Annotated in this window: 13 protein-coding genes; 2 read left to right on the forward strand and 11 right to left on the reverse strand. The window is 58.3% G+C overall.

Going from position 1 to position 15,980, the window contains the following annotated elements; all coding sequences use genetic code 11:
* Positions 1 to 6 precede the first annotated feature (6 nt).
* From ACR0MJ_RS04510 to gltX, 3 genes are all read right to left on the reverse strand, one after another.
* Positions 7 to 948 (reverse strand): autotransporter outer membrane beta-barrel domain-containing protein, encoded by a 942-nt coding sequence (locus ACR0MJ_RS04510; RefSeq protein WP_480759476.1) that lies wholly within the window; start codon positions 946 to 948, stop codon positions 7 to 9.
* A gap of 170 nt (positions 949 to 1,118) precedes the next feature.
* Positions 1,119 to 2,414: a citrate synthase gene (gltA, locus tag ACR0MJ_RS04515; RefSeq protein WP_170392967.1), complete on the reverse strand. Its 1,296-nt coding sequence runs from the start codon at positions 2,412 to 2,414 to the stop codon at positions 1,119 to 1,121.
* Positions 2,415 to 2,528: 114 nt separating this feature from the next.
* Positions 2,529 to 3,935, reverse strand: coding sequence for a glutamate--tRNA ligase (gene gltX, locus ACR0MJ_RS04520; protein ID WP_480759479.1), 1,407 nt, complete (start codon positions 3,933 to 3,935; stop codon positions 2,529 to 2,531).
* A gap of 78 nt (positions 3,936 to 4,013) precedes the next feature.
* On the opposite strand from gltX, the gene ACR0MJ_RS04525 reads away from it, so the two are divergent.
* On the forward strand, positions 4,014 to 6,041 hold the full coding sequence (locus tag ACR0MJ_RS04525) for a ComEC/Rec2 family competence protein (RefSeq protein ID WP_480759482.1): 2,028 nt from the start codon (positions 4,014 to 4,016) through the stop codon (positions 6,039 to 6,041).
* Here the strand turns inward: ACR0MJ_RS04525 and lexA are convergent.
* From lexA to ACR0MJ_RS04555, 6 genes are all read right to left on the reverse strand, one after another.
* Positions 6,035 to 6,733 (reverse strand): transcriptional repressor LexA, encoded by a 699-nt coding sequence (gene lexA, locus ACR0MJ_RS04530; protein WP_170392970.1) that lies wholly within the window; start codon positions 6,731 to 6,733, stop codon positions 6,035 to 6,037. The two genes, ACR0MJ_RS04525 and lexA, sit on opposite strands and share 7 nt — an antisense overlap.
* A 70-nt stretch (positions 6,734 to 6,803) precedes the next feature.
* Positions 6,804 to 7,976, reverse strand: a complete 1,173-nt coding sequence (locus ACR0MJ_RS04535) for a molybdopterin molybdotransferase MoeA (RefSeq protein WP_480759484.1) — start codon at positions 7,974 to 7,976, stop codon at positions 6,804 to 6,806.
* On the reverse strand, positions 7,973 to 8,446 hold the full coding sequence (gene moaC / locus ACR0MJ_RS04540) for a cyclic pyranopterin monophosphate synthase MoaC (protein ID WP_170421818.1): 474 nt from the start codon (positions 8,444 to 8,446) through the stop codon (positions 7,973 to 7,975). Before moaC ends, ACR0MJ_RS04535 begins: the two co-directional genes overlap by 4 nt.
* Positions 8,446 to 9,258 carry an indole-3-glycerol phosphate synthase TrpC gene (trpC, locus tag ACR0MJ_RS04545; protein ID WP_170392973.1) on the reverse strand — a complete coding sequence of 271 codons (813 nt, stop codon included), beginning with the start codon at positions 9,256 to 9,258 and terminating at the stop codon, positions 8,446 to 8,448. Before trpC ends, moaC begins: the two co-directional genes overlap by 1 nt.
* Positions 9,255 to 10,274 carry an anthranilate phosphoribosyltransferase gene (gene trpD / locus ACR0MJ_RS04550; RefSeq protein ID WP_170421815.1) on the reverse strand — a complete coding sequence of 340 codons (1,020 nt, stop codon included), beginning with the start codon at positions 10,272 to 10,274 and terminating at the stop codon, positions 9,255 to 9,257. The genes trpC and trpD overlap by 4 nt, the downstream gene beginning before the upstream one ends.
* A complete protein-coding gene (locus tag ACR0MJ_RS04555) occupies positions 10,271 to 10,852 on the reverse strand; it encodes an anthranilate synthase component II (protein ID WP_170392975.1) in 582 nt (193 codons plus the stop codon). Before ACR0MJ_RS04555 ends, trpD begins: the two co-directional genes overlap by 4 nt.
* 197 nt (positions 10,853 to 11,049) lie before the next feature.
* Between ACR0MJ_RS04555 and ACR0MJ_RS04560 the strand changes: the two genes are divergently transcribed.
* Positions 11,050 to 12,531 (forward strand): divergent polysaccharide deacetylase family protein, encoded by a 1,482-nt coding sequence (locus ACR0MJ_RS04560; protein ID WP_480759487.1) that lies wholly within the window; start codon positions 11,050 to 11,052, stop codon positions 12,529 to 12,531.
* A gap of 24 nt (positions 12,532 to 12,555) precedes the next feature.
* On the opposite strand, the gene trpE is transcribed toward ACR0MJ_RS04560, so the two are convergent.
* Positions 12,556 to 14,067 (reverse strand): anthranilate synthase component I, encoded by a 1,512-nt coding sequence (gene trpE, locus ACR0MJ_RS04565; protein WP_480759489.1) that lies wholly within the window; start codon positions 14,065 to 14,067, stop codon positions 12,556 to 12,558.
* 12 nt (positions 14,068 to 14,079) lie between these two features.
* On the reverse strand, positions 14,080 to 15,921 hold the full coding sequence (locus ACR0MJ_RS04570) for a peptidyl-prolyl cis-trans isomerase (protein WP_480759492.1): 1,842 nt from the start codon (positions 15,919 to 15,921) through the stop codon (positions 14,080 to 14,082).
* Between the last annotated feature and the right edge of the window lie 59 nt (positions 15,922 to 15,980).

A 15,980-nucleotide genomic window follows, 5' to 3' on the forward strand; every position in this document is an offset into this window, starting at 1 on the left:
CTTTGTTCAGAAACTGATGCCAATCCCGGCGGAGAATCCGTTAACCGTATCGCTGCCGTAATAACGGACCATAAACCGTGTCGTTGATACCCAAGGCACCCATGTGTCGGACAGATCAACCTCGATCCCGCCACCTACGCGGGCCAGCCAGTCGGTGCCCAATACAAGTGACTGATCCCCGATCAGATAGGACAGGGACAGATCGCCCACCCAGCGGACCGGGCGACCGAACATGCGTTTTCCAGTTGGAAAGCGGTAGCGTGACCACAGAACTGCATTTGCGGCAGTTGATTCAACCAACAAGTCCTCGTTGTCTCCGATAGGCCAGTATTCGATATGGGTATAGCGCAGGCTTGCCTCGAATTCTCGGTCGTTGGACAGAACTTTCTCGTACGAGACCGTCATCGATCCGCCTGCGCCACCAGCCCAGATGCCGCCGCTTTCGAGAAAGTCTCGATCAAGCCCCAGGCGGTTGGCGATGGCTTGCGCACCGACAGATGCGTCGGATTGCGTACGTCCGACCGAGATATGGGCCATCGGGGTCATTTTCCAATACTCGCCGATGTCGAACTGATAGCCGACACCGCCGGTCAGGGCGAGGCTGGTCCATTTCAGCGGTATACGCGTGGTATCTCCGGTGCCGCTGAAGGTCAGAACGGGGTCATAGCGCGCATAGCCTATATACCCCTCAAGATAGATCGGCACGCCCTCAGCAAGGCGAAACCCGCCGCCCAGCTGGGCGGATTTGAAATCGTAATCGCGATTGTCTGTATTTGATTGCAGCGAGATTGCGCTGGCAGAATCGTCCGGGATGCCTGCTAGCCCTAAGATTGCCAGCGATCCGGCGGCGTTTTCCTGCTGCTGCTTCTCAAAAGCACGTTCCAGCACGCTTTGAGCGGATGCCGATTGCGCAAGTAGCAACATAATGAACAAGAGGATTAAACGCATGAGAACCAAACACTATTCGCCGGACGCGGCAACATTAGGCGGACTAACGCAGTGCGGAAAGATGCATCGAAACAGTCATTTACGTTTGGTTTCGAACGGTCTCATTTTGGTGACGCTACGGAAAAAAGACCCCGGATAACCGGGGTCTTAACATCGATATTGTGTGTGGATCAGCGGTTTTCGATGTCCACGTAATCGCGGTTGGTCGCGCCCAGATATAGCTGACGTGGGCGTCCGATCTTATTCTGTGGATCGGCAATCATTTCTTTCCACTGGCTAACCCAGCCAACGGTACGTGACAACGCGAAGATTGGCGTGAACATCGAGGTCGGGAAGCCCATCGCTTCCATCACGATGCCCGAATAGAAGTCGACATTCGGGAACAGTTTCTTCTCGATGAAATACGGATCTTCCAGAGCCTGTTTTTCCAGCGCCTTCGCGACCTGTAGTTTGGGATTGTTTTCCACGCCCAGCAGGTCAAGCACTTCGTCTGCCGATTGCTTCATCACTTTCGCGCGTGGATCGAAGTTCTTGTAGACGCGGTGGCCAAAGCCCATCAGACGGAACGGGTCATCTTTGTCTTTGGCGCGCTCGATAAACTCGGGGATGCGGTCGACGCTGCCGATCTCTTCCAGCATTTCAAGGCAAGCCTGGTTCGCACCACCATGGGCCGGACCCCATAGACAGGCGATACCGGCCGCGATACAGGCGAATGGGTTTGCACCCGAAGAAGATGCCAGACGCACCGTCGAAGTCGAGGCGTTCTGTTCGTGATCCGCCTGCAGCATGAAGATACGATCCATGGCGCGTGCCAGAATCGGGTTCACCTCGTAATCTTCGGCAGGAACGGCAAAACACATGCGCAGGAAGTTTGACGCATAGTCCAGGTCGTTGCGCGGATACACGAAGGGCTGACCAATATGGTATTTGTAGGCCCAGGCCGCGATGGTCGGCATTTTTGCGATCAAACGGTGCGAAGCTACTTCACGCTGACGCGGGTCCGCGATGTCGGTCGAATCGTGATAGAACGCGGACATGGCACCAACCACACCCACCATGATGGCCATCGGATGCGCATCCCGGCGGAATCCGCGATAGAAATACTGCATCTGCTCGTGCAGCATCGTGTGGCGGGTGATTGTGGTCTCGAAGTTCTCCAGATCCTTCGCCGAAGGCAGCTCGCCATACAGCAGCAGATAGCTGAGTTCGAGGAAATGCGACTTCGAGGCGATCTGTTCGATCGGATAACCGCGATGCAGCAACTCGCCCTTGTCACCGTCGATGAATGTAATGGTGCTGTCACAGCTTGCGGTGGAAGTGAAACCCGGATCATAAGTAAAGACGCCAGCCTGACCATAGAGCTTGCGGATATCGATCACATCGGGCCCAGCGGTCGGAGAAAACACCGGCAGATCATAGCTTTCGCCGTGGACAGTCAGTTTGGCTGATTTTTTGCTCTCGGTCATGTTTGTCCCTTCTTCATTCGTGCGCATGCCGGATCGCTGTCCGACAAAGCAGGCAACGACTGCGTTCCGTCGCGCAGTCCGTTCTTAACGGAGCAGCGTTACCCTTATGTGAAATCAGGCCGGGTTCGCTGCATCAGAAAGCCGCGCCAGGGTTTCATCGCGCCCAAGCACAAGCATCATGTCAAATACCGAAGGTGTAACTGCCCGGCCCGCTAGTGCCGCCCGCAGCGGACCAGCCAATTTGCCGAACTTAACCCCATTCGCCTCTGCGAACGAATTCAGGGTCTCCTCCAGTTCGTTCCGGGACCAGCTAGCATTTTGCAGCTGCGGCGTCAATTCTTTCAGTATACCGTCGGATACAGATGCCAGCGCCTTTGCGGCCTTTTCATCTGGCTGGATAGGTCGCGACGTAAGCACAAAATGAGCTTTTTCAATGAGTTCCGGGAACGTGCGTGCGCGGTCCTTGAGGCAATACATCGCACGGACCAAATCACTGGATTGTGTTTCAGAAAGCGGCGGCAAACCAGCTGACTTCAGATATCCCTGAATTTCATGCTGCAGCGCGGCATCTTCCCCGACGGCAATATGTTGTCCACAAAGGTTTTCAAGCTTCTTCACATCAAACCGCGCCGGGCTTTTGCCAATGCCATCCAGATCGAACCACTCTTTAGCTTGGGCATCGGTAAAGAACTCATCATCCCCATGGCTCCAGCCCAGCCGAGCCAGATAGTTGCGCATTCCGGATGCCGGATATCCCATGGCCTGATATTCTTGCGCCCCCAACGCACCGTGACGTTTGCTGAGCTTTTTCCCATCGGGTCCATGGATCAAAGGGATATGCGCCCAGACTGGTACATCCCAACCCATCGCCTCGTAGATCATCATCTGACGGGCGGCGTTGTTGAGGTGATCGTCGCCCCGGATCACATGGGTTACGCCCATATCGTGATCATCAACCACAACAGCCAGCATATAGACCGGAGTCCCATCCGAACGCAGCAGGATCATGTCGTCCAATTGCTCATTTCGAATAGTCACATCGCCCTGCACTTGATCACGGATCACGGTGGTGCCGTCTTGCGGGGCCTTGATGCGGATCACGTAAGGGGCGTCCGGATGGGTGGCCGGGTCGGCCTCGCGCCATGGGCTGCGGAACAGGGTCGATTTCCCTTCGGCCCGGGCCTGTTCGCGGAACGCAGCGATTTCTTCCTGCGTCGAAAAGCACTTGTATGCCTTGCCGTCGGACAGCAACTGATGCGCGACCTCTGCATGTCGAGGGGCACCCTCGAATTGGCTGACGACCTCACCGTCATGATCAAGCCCTAGCCAGTCCATGCCTTGCAGTATGGCCGCTGTTGCTTCCGGCGTGGAACGTTCCCGATCGGTATCCTCGATCCGCAACAGGAACTTGCCGCCGCGACCCCGCGCATAAAGCCAGTTGAACAGCGCAGTGCGGGCGCCACCGATATGCAGAAATCCGGTGGGAGAGGGGGCAAAACGGGTGACGACCTGATCGGACATGGTGTGGATTAACCTTTTGGTAACCTTAGCGGGCATAGTTTGGCGACTATCTACCCAGCCCGAAGGACGGGGGCAACCATGCGTGTTCTGACACGGGTCGAGACCGCATTGCTGACCCAGCGGGGACACTTGTTTCCGTGGTCCCCGATCTGCCTGGCGGTCGGGATTGGTTGGTATTTCAGCCTCAGGTTCGAACCCGAGGTTGAGCTCTATGTCGGCGTTCTGGCGCTTGCCTTGCTGGCGCTTGCCTCCACCCGTTGGATGGGGGCCGCGTGGTCACCGCTGGCCACTGGCTTAGCCCTGATCGCGATGGGGTTCGCTCTGGCCGGGGCGCGGGCACATATGGTTGCGGAGCCGGTCCTGCAATGGCGTTACTATGGCCCGGTCGAGGGGAGGGTCGTAGCGCTGGACCGCTCTGCGTCGGATGCGCTGAGGGTGACATTGGATCAGGTGCGGATCGGGGACGTTCCTGCTGATCAAAGACCCCGGCGCATCCGGCTTTCTATTCACGGTGAGTCAGTTGCGCTGTCCCCGGGTCAGCGGATTATGACCACAGCACATCTTTCGCCGCCGCAAGGGCCAGTTGAACCCGGAGGTTTTGATTTTCGCCGCCACGCCTGGTTCCAGCAACTCGGCGCTGTTGGATACACTCGGGTTCCGGTCCTGACGTCGGCTGCGGCGCAAGATGGTTTGGACGGAGTGCGTATCACGGCCTGGCGCATGGAGATCTCGGATCGGGTGCGCACGATCCTGCCGGGCGAAGTCGGGGGCTTTGCCGCCGCTGTAACTACCGGTGATCGCAGCGGGATGGGGCAGGCCTCGTTAGAGGCGTTGCGCGCGTCCAACCTGGCTCATTTTCTGGCGATTTCGGGCCTTCACATGGGTTTGTTGACCGGTTTCGTTTTTGTGGCATGCCGCATGGGGTTCTCAATGGTACCTGTCATCGCGCTTCGCATGCCCGTACGCAAGGTGGCCGCGCTCTGCGCGTTATTCGCGTCGACAATCTACCTGCTTCTGTCTGGTGGGAACGTCGCGACTGAGCGCGCCTTTGTGATGGTCTGCGTTATGCTGGGGGCCGTATTGTTGGACCGGCGCGCGATTTCATTGCGGGCGGTGGCCATGGCTGCGCTGATTGTTCTTACCTTGCGCCCGGAAACTCTATTGAGCCCCGGATTTCAGATGTCTTTTGCTGCTACAACCGCCTTGGTCGCAGGGTTCGGCGCATTGCGGGACTATGGCCCAATGCCAGGCCCAAAGTGGCTGCGGCCTGTGCTGGCCTTGTTGACATCCTCGGCGATCGCGGGGATCGCGACAGCTCCGATCGGGGCGGCGCATTTTAACGCTATTTCGCACTATGGGTTGTTGGCAAATCTCGTCTCCGTGCCCGTCATGGGAACGCTGGTCGTTCCAAGTGCGGTGGTCGCCGCCCTTCTTGCACCTTTTGGGCTTGAAGCGATTGCATTGCACGTAATGGGTCTTGGGCTGAGATGGATCCTTACCGTTGCCAATTGGGTCGCGGGACTGGAGGGCACGCGCGGGTACGTAGTAAGCCCAGACTATTTCGTATTGCCTGCTCTGGCTCTGTCTCTTCTGTGGCTAATGCTGTGGCAAGGGCGCGCACGGTGGCTCGGCATCGCTCCGGCAGCACTAGCGATAGCGCTGTGGGGTCAGGGAAGCCGCCCAGACGTGCTGATCGCCGATACCGGCGGGCTGGTCGGAGTGATGACTGAACACGGGCGCGCGCTGAGCAAACCGAAAGGCAGCGGATTTGTCGCGTCGGTGTGGCTGGAAAATGACGGGGACGGGGCAGATCAACCAAAGGCCGCTTTGCGATGGCCAGAGGCATCAGCGGGATTTCAACGTTTTCTTCTGGGAGACAAAGAGCTTGTCCACTTGACTGGCAAGCGGGCTGCGAGCGCCTTTCAGGAATGCAGGAAAGATCAGATCATTGTCGCCCCGGTGTCGTTGACTTTGACCGGTGAATGCAGCGTTTACGATACGGAATTTCTGCGGAAGACAGGCAGTCTTGCGTTATCCAAGGGGCGTTTGTTCGCGAGTTCTGATATCTCAGGCCGCCGCCTATGGTCCCCCAAGCTGCCTCAGTAGCTTCGGATCAAGCCTACCAGGCGGCCCTGAACTTTCACCTTGTCCTCTGGCAGCACGCGGGTCTCATAGGCCGGATTCGCCGCTTCCAGCGCAATGGCCTGACCTCGGCGGAAAAACCGTTTCAGCGTGGCTTCCTGATCTTCCACCAATGCCACCACGATGTCACCGTTGTCAGCGGCCGTTGTTTCGCGGATCACCACGACATCGCCATCGTTGATACCGGCGTCGATCATCGAGTCGCCACGAACCTCAAGCGCATAATGTTCACCACGGCCCGAAACCATCGAGCCCGGTACCGCAACGCGGTGCGAAACATGGCTGATCGCTTCGATCGGTACACCGGCAGCAATCCGGCCCATAACAGGCAATTCCATCGCATCAACTGTGACGGGTTCAAAGTTCGCGGGGCGTGGACCTTCAGGGCGATCGCCTTCAATCACACGCGGTTTGAAACCTGCCGTGGGCTCTCCCCCAAGGCTTTCTGGCAGCTTGACAATTTCGATGGCACGGGCTCGATGGGCAAGGCGGCGGATAAAGCCACGTTCTTCCAGCGCGGTGATCAGTCGATGAATCCCGGATTTTGACCGTAGATCCAACGCGGCCTTCATCTCATCAAAACTGGGCGGAACACCGTCCGCTTGCACGCGTTTGTGGATGAATTCCAGCAAATCCAATTGCTTCTTGGTCAGCATTGCTCATACCTCGTCGCTCATGCGTTTTCTTTTGTTCTACGCATGTTCACGTTTTGTGTCAACGGATTTGCTAGATCGGCAGGTAAAGGACCTCATCCCCGGCCTCGCGCGCGGGATCGTGGGGTTGGCGTACCAATAGTGCATTGGCTTGCGCCAAAACACTTAGCAGCGAGCTGTCCTGATCATCACAGGCGCGGATGCCGCCGCTGTCCAACACCGCCCGCATATAATGCTCACGCGGGCCATTTTTTCCGAGCGGGGCAGAAAGGCGGGCGCGCTTGAACGGGTTCAGGACCCTTTCGATCCCCGACATGCGGCGCACCATCGGGATAAGAAACAGATAGCCGCACACCATGGCACTGACCGGGTTTCCGGGTAGACCGACCATCGCAGCATGCCCAAGCCGCCCGGCCATCAGTGGTTTACCCGGTCGCATGCGTATCTTGTAGAACGATTGCTTCAGCCCAAGACCTTCCGAGACATCCGCAACCAGGTCGTACTCGCCAACCGACGCCCCTCCGATTGTCACCACAAGGTCAGCGCCCTGTGCCAAGCCAAAAGCTGTTTCTAATGACGCTAAGGTATCTTGTGCGATAGGAAGTACACGAACTTGTGCGCCAGCATCTTCCAGTAACGCCTTAAGACCAAAGGTATTTGAGGCGATGATCTGATCGGGGCCGGGTGTTTCTCCGGGCATCACCAGTTCGTCACCGGTTGAGATTAGTGCAACCACGGGTTTGCGGGTCACAGGGACCGAAGCGATGTTCATCGCTGCCATTAATGCGACATCTTCGGGTCTGAGCTGGCGCGGGGCCGTGATCTGCGTACCGATGCTGAAATCGATCCCCGCAGGGCGGATATTGGCCTTTTCACCGGGGGCGTCGGTTATGGTGATCAGATCACCGCGTCGGTCGACATCTTCCTGTATGACGACGAAATCTGCACCATCCGGCACAGGCGCACCAGTGAATATCCGCACAGCTTGGCCGGGTCCGACGCTTCCAGCAAAGCGACGTCCGGCCGCTGCTTCGCCAACCACTTTGAACATTGCATGCAGTTCGACTTCGGCCGCCCTGACGGCGTACCCATCCATCGATGACGCAGCAAAAGGCGGCTGATCACGCGTTGCTGCAACGTTTTCTGCCAGGATACGACCGGCAGCCTCGGCAAGGGCAACCGTTTCTGCGGGCAGCGGTGAGACCAGATCGAACAGCAGAGCCCGCGCTTCTTCAACCGAGATCATGATGCCTCGTAACGCCCTGATTTTCCGCCGTCTTTCAGTAGAACACGAATGCCGCCGATCTCCATCGATTTGTCCACGGCCTTCGCCATATCGTAAACCGTCAGTGCGGCTGTCGAGACTGCTGTCAGCGCTTCCATCTCTACGCCGGTCTGGCCCGAAGTTTTTACAGTTGCTTCAATCTGAACGCCGGGAAGGTTCGGGTCTAAGCTCAGTTCAATGGCGACTTTGGTCACGGGTAGCGGATGACACAGAGGTATCAGGTCAGGCGTTTTCTTGGCGCCCATTATGCCCGCAAGTCTGGCAACACCAAGAACATCGCCTTTCTTAGCGCGTCCTTCTGAAATGATATCAAAGGTTTCCTTCGCCATCTTGATGTATCCAGATGCAACCGCAACCCGGTCAGTGACAGCCTTGTCGGACACATCCACCATATGGGCCTCACCTTTGGCATCAAAATGGGTCAGCGGCATCACATCACTCCGGGAATGAGCGGGTTGGCGAGCAGTGCTCGAGTTGCCGAAGCTACATCATCCTGACGCATCAGGCTTTCACCAATAAGGAAACAGCGCGCACCGTAGCGGGCGATATCGGCGAGGTCCGCCGGAGTGCTCAGGCCGCTCTCGCAGACGATCGTGCGATCCGCTGGAACCAGCTTTGACAGATGACGAGTTGTATCAAGAGTCGTCTCGAAGGTCTTGAGATTGCGGTTGTTTATCCCGATCAGCGGGCTTTTCAGCTGCGATGCCCGCTCAAGCTCGTCTGCGTCATGGACTTCGATCAGAACATCCATGCCCCAGTCAAACGCGGTTTGCTCAAGCTCGGCGGCCTGTGCATCGCTGACCGATGCCATGATGATCAGGATGCAATCCGCACCCAATGCACGCGCTTCGACCACCTGATAGGGGTCGTACATGAAGTCCTTCCGCAATGCTGGCAACGAACAGGCCGCGCGCGCTTCGGTCAGAAAGGACTTGTCACCCTGAAAGCTAGGCGTGTCCGTCAGAACCGACAGGCAAGCCGCGCCGCCCTCTTCATAAGCTTTGGCAAGCGCGGGCGGATCGAAATCAGCGCGGATCAGACCTTTGGACGGGCTGGCCTTTTTGACCTCGGCGATCAATCCGTACCCCTTGCGCATAGCCGAATGCAGGGCTTCGGCAAAACCGCGTACCTCGGGTGCGTTCCGTGCCTCAGATTCTAGTGTTTCCAGAGGCTTATGCGCCTTATCCGCAGCGATCTCTTCCAGCTTGTACGCTTTGATTTTGTCCAGAACGGTCTCGGTCATGCGGCTTCCTGTGTAATGCGCGCCAGCGCGGTGATCTTTTCACGGGCCTTGCCGCTATCAATGCTTTCTGTGGCCATCGAAACGCCCTCGCGCAGATCGCGTGCCGCATCTGCAACGACCAGCGCCGCTGCCGAGTTTAGCAACACCGCGTCGCGGTAGGCTGAAGGTGCCCCATCCAGCAGGGCGCGGAAGGCGACCGCGTTCTCTTCGGGCGTGCCGCCGATGATATCTTCGAACGGATGCACCGGAAGGCCTGCATCTTCGGGGTGAAGCTCGACCTCTTTGACAACGCCGTCCTCAACTGATGCGACCCAGCTGACCCCGGTGATCGTAAGCTCATCCGTACCGTCTGAGCCGTGGACTAGCCAGGCATGTTCAGCCCCAAGCAGACCCAGAGTTTCGGCCATCGGGCGGATCAGGTCGCGGCTGAACGCACCGGTCAGTTGGCGCTTCACTCCGGCGGGGTTGGTCAGGGGGCCCAGAATGTTGAAAATCGTGCGCGTCCCCAGTTCTTGCCGCGAAGGCATGACATGAGCGATCGCCGGGTGGTGCATTGGGGCCATCATAAAGCCGATACCGACCTCTTTCAGCGCTTTTTCAACGACTTCCGGGCCGACCATTACGTTGATACCTAGCTGCCCAAGAGCATCTGCTGCGCCGGATTTCGAGCTCAGATTCCGATTACCGTGTTTTGCAACGGTGACACCGGCGCCAGCCGTCACAAAAGCCGTGGCTGTCGAGATATTGAGTGTTCCTTTGCCGTCGCCCCCCGTGCCAACGATGTCCATCGCGCCAGCGGGAGCTTTCACTGCATTGCATTTCGCGCGCATTACGGCAGCGGCGGCGGCGTATTCCTCGACCGTCTCGCCGCGCGTGCGCATTGCCATCAGCAACCCGCCGATCTGGCTGGGCGTGGCGGCCCCATCAAAGAGGATGCCAAAGGCCTGTTCAGCCTCGGCACGGGTCAAAGGTCGATCGGCCGCAGCACCGATCAGAGGTTTCAGAGCGTCGCTCATGCGGGGACTTTCATTTCGTTCAGGAAGTTCTTAAGCAGGGCGTGACCATGCTCGGACGCGATGGATTCCGGGTGAAACTGGACGCCGTGGATCGGCAGTTCTTTGTGCTGCAGACCCATAATCGTGCCATCCTCAAGCTCGGCCGTGATCTCAAGGCAATCGGGCAGGCTTTCGCGTTCTACAACAAGCGAATGATACCGGGTGGCCTCGAAGGGCGAGGGCAGGCCAGCGAATACACCTTTGCCGGTGTGTTTCATCGTGCCCATTTTCCCGTGCACGATCTCATGACAGCGCACAACCTTGCCGCCAAATGCCTGACCGATGGTTTGATGCCCCAGACAGACACCCATCAGCGGTGTTTGCGTTTCGGCTGCCGCCTCGGTCAGCGCCAGACAGATACCCGCCTGATCGGGGTCACATGGGCCGGGGCTGAGCAGAATACCAGCCGGGTTCATCGCCATTGCTTCCTGTACGTCCAGCGCGTCGTTCCGGCGCACGACCATCTCGGCCCCGAGCTCACCCAGATAATGAACGAGGTTGTAGGTAAACGAGTCATAGTTGTCGATCAGCAGCAGCATTTGGGCACTTATCTTCCTATGGGCATTTCGGGCTGGCGATGCAGTCCCTGAGCGCGGTATAATGTCGGGACATACATGCTCAGGCTTGTGCGGCAGCGTCAAGAGGACATACCCAACTTGACACCGTGCGGGTGAGCGCCGCGGAAGATGGCGTCTGGGTGGATGAGGCACGAAACAACGCGAGAGGCGAGATTTCGATGAGCGGATTTTACGGTGGAGTGATCGCCGGGGCGGTCTCGGTATTGGCACTGGGCGCGGTTCTTTCGCTGACAACTCCTTTGTCACGTAAACCAGATGTGACGGCAACCGCGCCCGAAGTGGCTGATACTCCGCAGCCCCTGGAGCCTGCGAAAGTTGAAGAAAGCAATGCCGATGCCGATCTGGTTGAGTTGCCACCATCCGGCCCTGAAACCCCCGATCTATCATCAGATTCGCTGGATGGCCTGGCAGGTATCGAGCTTGAGCCCGGTGCCCGTCCTGAGGCGGGTGGAGCACCGACCGTAGCCGAGGCACCTGCAGCGATCTCATCTTCTGACGTGACCGTTCAAACCGAAGCGCCCGCGGCACCGCCAAATCCACTTGCCGAACCGACCTCGCCACAACAGGAAGCCGAACCGGCAGCGCTCGCGGATGCTCCAGCAGCGCCTGCGCCCGAGGAAGCCCCGGAACCGCAGGTGGCGGAAGAAACGCCCAAGGAGGCCCCTCGGGTCGCTGCCTTGCAGCCTGAGAACGCGGATGTGCCGGAGGCAGCTCCAGAGGCTCAGGAAGCGGAACCCGTGCCTGATGAAAATCCAATCGCGGTTGAGGGTGAAGAAGATACCCGCCCTGTACGTCAGCCGCGCGTATTGACCCTGCCGCAAATTGGCGGAGAGGGGGCCACAGGTTCCGGCTCGTTGATCGGCAAGCGTGTCGTGCCCCTAACCGAGAGGGATGACCCGCCCGTCGAACAAGCCGTGATTACTCCAGAAGTGGTGGCCAAGCCCATCGAAGCACATGCTGCCACCTTCGAAAACCCAGAATCCAAGCCATTGATGTCGATCATTCTGATCGATGATGAAGGGGCTTTTGGGGCCGAGGCGTTGCAGGATTTCCCATACCCGCTAAGTTTTGCCGTCAGCCCGTCGGACCCTAATGCAGCGGAAAAAATGGCCCGTCATCGCGAGGCTGGATTTGAAGTATTGGCCTTGGTTGACATGCACGAAGCCGCCAGTGCTCAGGACGCTGAGGTGTCGTTGTCGGTGTGGTTGGATCAATTGCCTCAAACCGTTGGCATTCTGGAAGGTGTCGGAAGCGGCATTCAGGGCAACCGAAAGCTGGCTGATCAGGTTGCGGCGATTGCCGGAGATACCGGGCGCGGGCTGGTGACGCAGGACAATGGTCTAAACACTGCGCAAAAGCTTGCAGCGCGCAACGGCATTCCATCCAGCGTAGTGTTCCGCGATTTCGATGGTGCCAAACAGGACCCCAAGATCATGCGGCGTTTTCTGGATCAGGCAGCCTTCCGCGCCGGACAGGAAGGTGCCGTGGTGATGCTGGGTCGTCTGCGTCCCGAGACGATCTCGGCCCTGTTGCTGTGGGGGCTTGAGGATCGCGGCAGCCGCGTGGCGATGGCCCCAATTTCTGCCGTGATGATGAAAGAAGTCCAGCAGGGCGTTGCCGGATCGCTGACGGACGGGTGATGGCAGCGACCATCCGCCACCCCGCTAGCTGTTTCCGCTGCCTGTAAACCGCGCCGCATCCGCAGCCGCGCGGCGAATGGCGTTCGATTTATGGACGGTCTCCATGTATTCCGCTTCGGGGTCGCTGTCATAGACAACGCCGCCTCCAGCTTGGATATACAGTTTGTGGTCTTTCACAATGGCCGTCCGCAGCGCGATGCACATATCCATGTCGCCGCCTGCGCTGAAATACCCGACACCGCCACCGTAGATGCCGCGCTTTTCAGGCTCCAACTCGTCGATGATCTCCATCGCGCGCACTTTGGGCGCGCCTGATACCGTGCCTGCAGGCATCCCGGCAAAGAACGCGTCCAATGCGTCCTTGTCTTCGGCCAGTTCACCGACCACGTTTGATACGATGTGCATCACGTGGCTGTAGCGCTCGATGATGAACTCTTCGGTAGGACGCACGGTTCCAATCTTAGAAACACGCCCGGTGTCATTGCGGCCCAGGTCCAGCAACATGAGGTGCTCGGCGAGTTCTTTTTTGTCGGCCAGCAGGTCGATTTCGTTGGCCTTGTCTTCTTCGGGCGTCGCGCCACGCGGGCGGGTACCCGCGATAGGGCGGATCGTGACCTCATTGCCGAAGACACGCACCAGAATTTCTGGGCTTGCACCTACGACCTGAAAGCCGCCGAAGTTGAAATAGAACATGAATGGCGACGGGTTGGTGCGCCGCAGCGAGCGGTAGAGGGCAAATGGCGGTTGTGGAAAATCCTGTGTCCAGCGTTGGGCCGGGACGACCTGAAAGATATCACCCGCACGGATATATTCCTTGGCCTTTTCAACGGCTTCCATATAGCCCGATTTGGTGAAGTTAGAGACAGGAGCCCCAACTTCAATTGCGTCACCCAGATCGCGCGTCTCGGCCGGCATGGCACGCTCAAGATCACGCACGGCATCCATCACACGCTCAGCGGCCTGCGCATAGGCGGCTTTGGCGCTTTGGCCCTCGCTGGCCCATGCGGGCGACACCACGGTAACCTCGCCTTTGACGCCGTCCAACACAGCAATGACCGAGGGGCGCAGCATGATCGCATCGGGCAGGCCCAACGGGTCAAGGTTCACATCCGGCAGGTATTCCACCAACCGGACCATGTCGTAGCCCAGATAGCCAAACAGGCCAGCGGCGGCCTGCGGCAGGTCATCGGGAAGCGCGATGCGGCTTTCAGCCAACAAGGCGCGCAAGTTGTCCATCGGGTTGCCATCCTGTGGCTCGAACGCCTCGGCATCGAAGCGGGCTGATCGGTTCAAGGCCGATGTCTCGCCTTGACAGCGCCAAATCAGATCGGGCTTCATTCCGATGATCGAATAGCGCCCACGCACTTCACCCCCGGTTACCGACTCGAGCATGAAGGCGTCTTTCTGAGCGCCTGTCAGTTTCAGCATTAGTGAAACCGGCGTATCCAGATCAGCGGCGAGGCGGGTATAGACGACCTGATTTTCGCCCGCATCATAAGCGCGCGCGAAACTTTCGAAATCCGGGGTCAGGGCCATGTTCTGTCTCTTTTAGTAACTGGCCCGTACCGCGTTCAGCGCTTGCTGATCCAGCACAGGGCGTGCGCGTGTCTGGGCATTGCGCACATAGATGTCAAAGATGTTCTGCGCCAGCGCCTGGCTCAATTGCGCAGCCAGTGCATCCTGCATCTGGCGTTGCTCATCGGTTTCCGCCGGAGGCAGCTCTTCATCCAGACGCACGATCAGGGCGTTACCGTTTCCGGGAATGACACGCAGCTCGCCAGGGTCCATTTCAAACACCTGAGTCATGAAGTCCACGGGAACATCCTCGAGGAATGCGGTACGTGTCAGCGCATTTTCGACGCGGAAGGGCAGGCCTGTGGCGGTAAAGTCGCCATCTGTTGCAAGTTGGGTCAGAACCGTGTTGCCCTGATTTTGCAGCGCTTTCGCAGTTTCTACCTGCAGCCATGCCTCGGCGACACGGTCACGGGCGCTTTCCAGAGGTTCCGGGCGCGGCTCTAGCACTTCATTCAAGCGCAGCGCAAAGATCGAACCATCTTCAAGGAACGCGACCTCTGGGAAATCACCTTCTTGCACAGCCTCAGCGACTGAGCGGAAGCCGTCATACGCGGCAACGCCATCGTCGCTTTGCTGGGTCCAGTCGATCTGACCCAGTTCCATCTCGGTCTCACCGGCCAGTTCTTCCAGTGTTGCGCCGCCTGCAAGCAGGTCGTTGATGTCTTCGGCCTGTGCTTCGATCTGACGGCGCGCTCGGTCGGCGGCGAGTTCTGCACGAAGTTCGGGTTCGGCGTCTTCGAAACTGACATTGTTCTCGGCCAGCGATCCATTGATCCGGAACAGGGCAGGGCCGAACACCGTGGGAAGCGGGCCGACCACATCGTCGATCTCGGCGGCAAACACGGCGTCGGCTGCATCGCCCAGATCTTCACGGGTGACATCGCCCAGATCAACATCGCTAAGCTCAAGCTGACGTTCGCGGACCAACTGTTCGAAATCGGCCCCGCCAACTTCAAGTTGTGCCAGCGCCTCGGTTGCGGATTCTTCGCTGGGATAGGGAAGGCGCTCGACCAAGCGGCGCTCGGGTTGGAAAAATTCGTCAGCGCGTTGGTCGTATAGACGGCGCAGAGAATCTTCGTCCACTTCGATCGTATCGAGCAGCATGTCGGGCGACAGAATGGCGTAGGTCAGTTGCTTGGTGCGGGGCAGTGTGAACTGATCGGTATTCTCATCGTAATATGTCTGAATCTGCGCGTCTGTGGGTTGGGCCACGGGCGTTTCGAGAAGGTCGGCTGACAGGGTCGCCACGGTAAAGCTGCGGCGGGCCAGCACATAGTTCGACAAAGCCTCGGTCAGCGTACGGGGCATTTCAACACCGCTCATGACCGCACCTTGCACGATGGTGCGTGAAGATTCTTTGCGCAGATCCGATTCGAATTCGGAATCGGTCATTCCGACCTGTTCCAGCTGAAAGCGATAGGCTTCGCGGTCGAATGTACCGTTTACACCTTGGAACGCCGGTATCTGTACAATCTCGTCCTGCAGGTTCTCGTCACCGATCGAAATGCCAAGCTGTCCGACCTCGTTATCGATTGCGGCCAGCGCGATCAGGCGCGAAAGGGCAAGTTGATCAAGGCCAAGATCATATGCCTGCGAAATCTGCATTGCCTGACCGGTTTGCGCTTCGACGGCCCGGATCTCGCGCTGAAGCTCACGAAAATACGCGTCGACCGAAATGCTTTCATCACCGACCTGCGCAACCGTACGCACGGTTCCGGTCAGGCTGGTGGCGCCAAAGCCCGCAAGGCCCAGCATCAAAAGACCCATGAGAATCCAGACAAAGGTTTTGGATAGGTTTTTCATGCCTGCGGCCATGGTGCCCTCTTGGTTTTGTCGGCAAATGTCTGCCCAGTCGGTTGCGGCCCTGAATACGA

It is taken from the genome of Ruegeria sp. C6, from assembly GCF_056537625.1.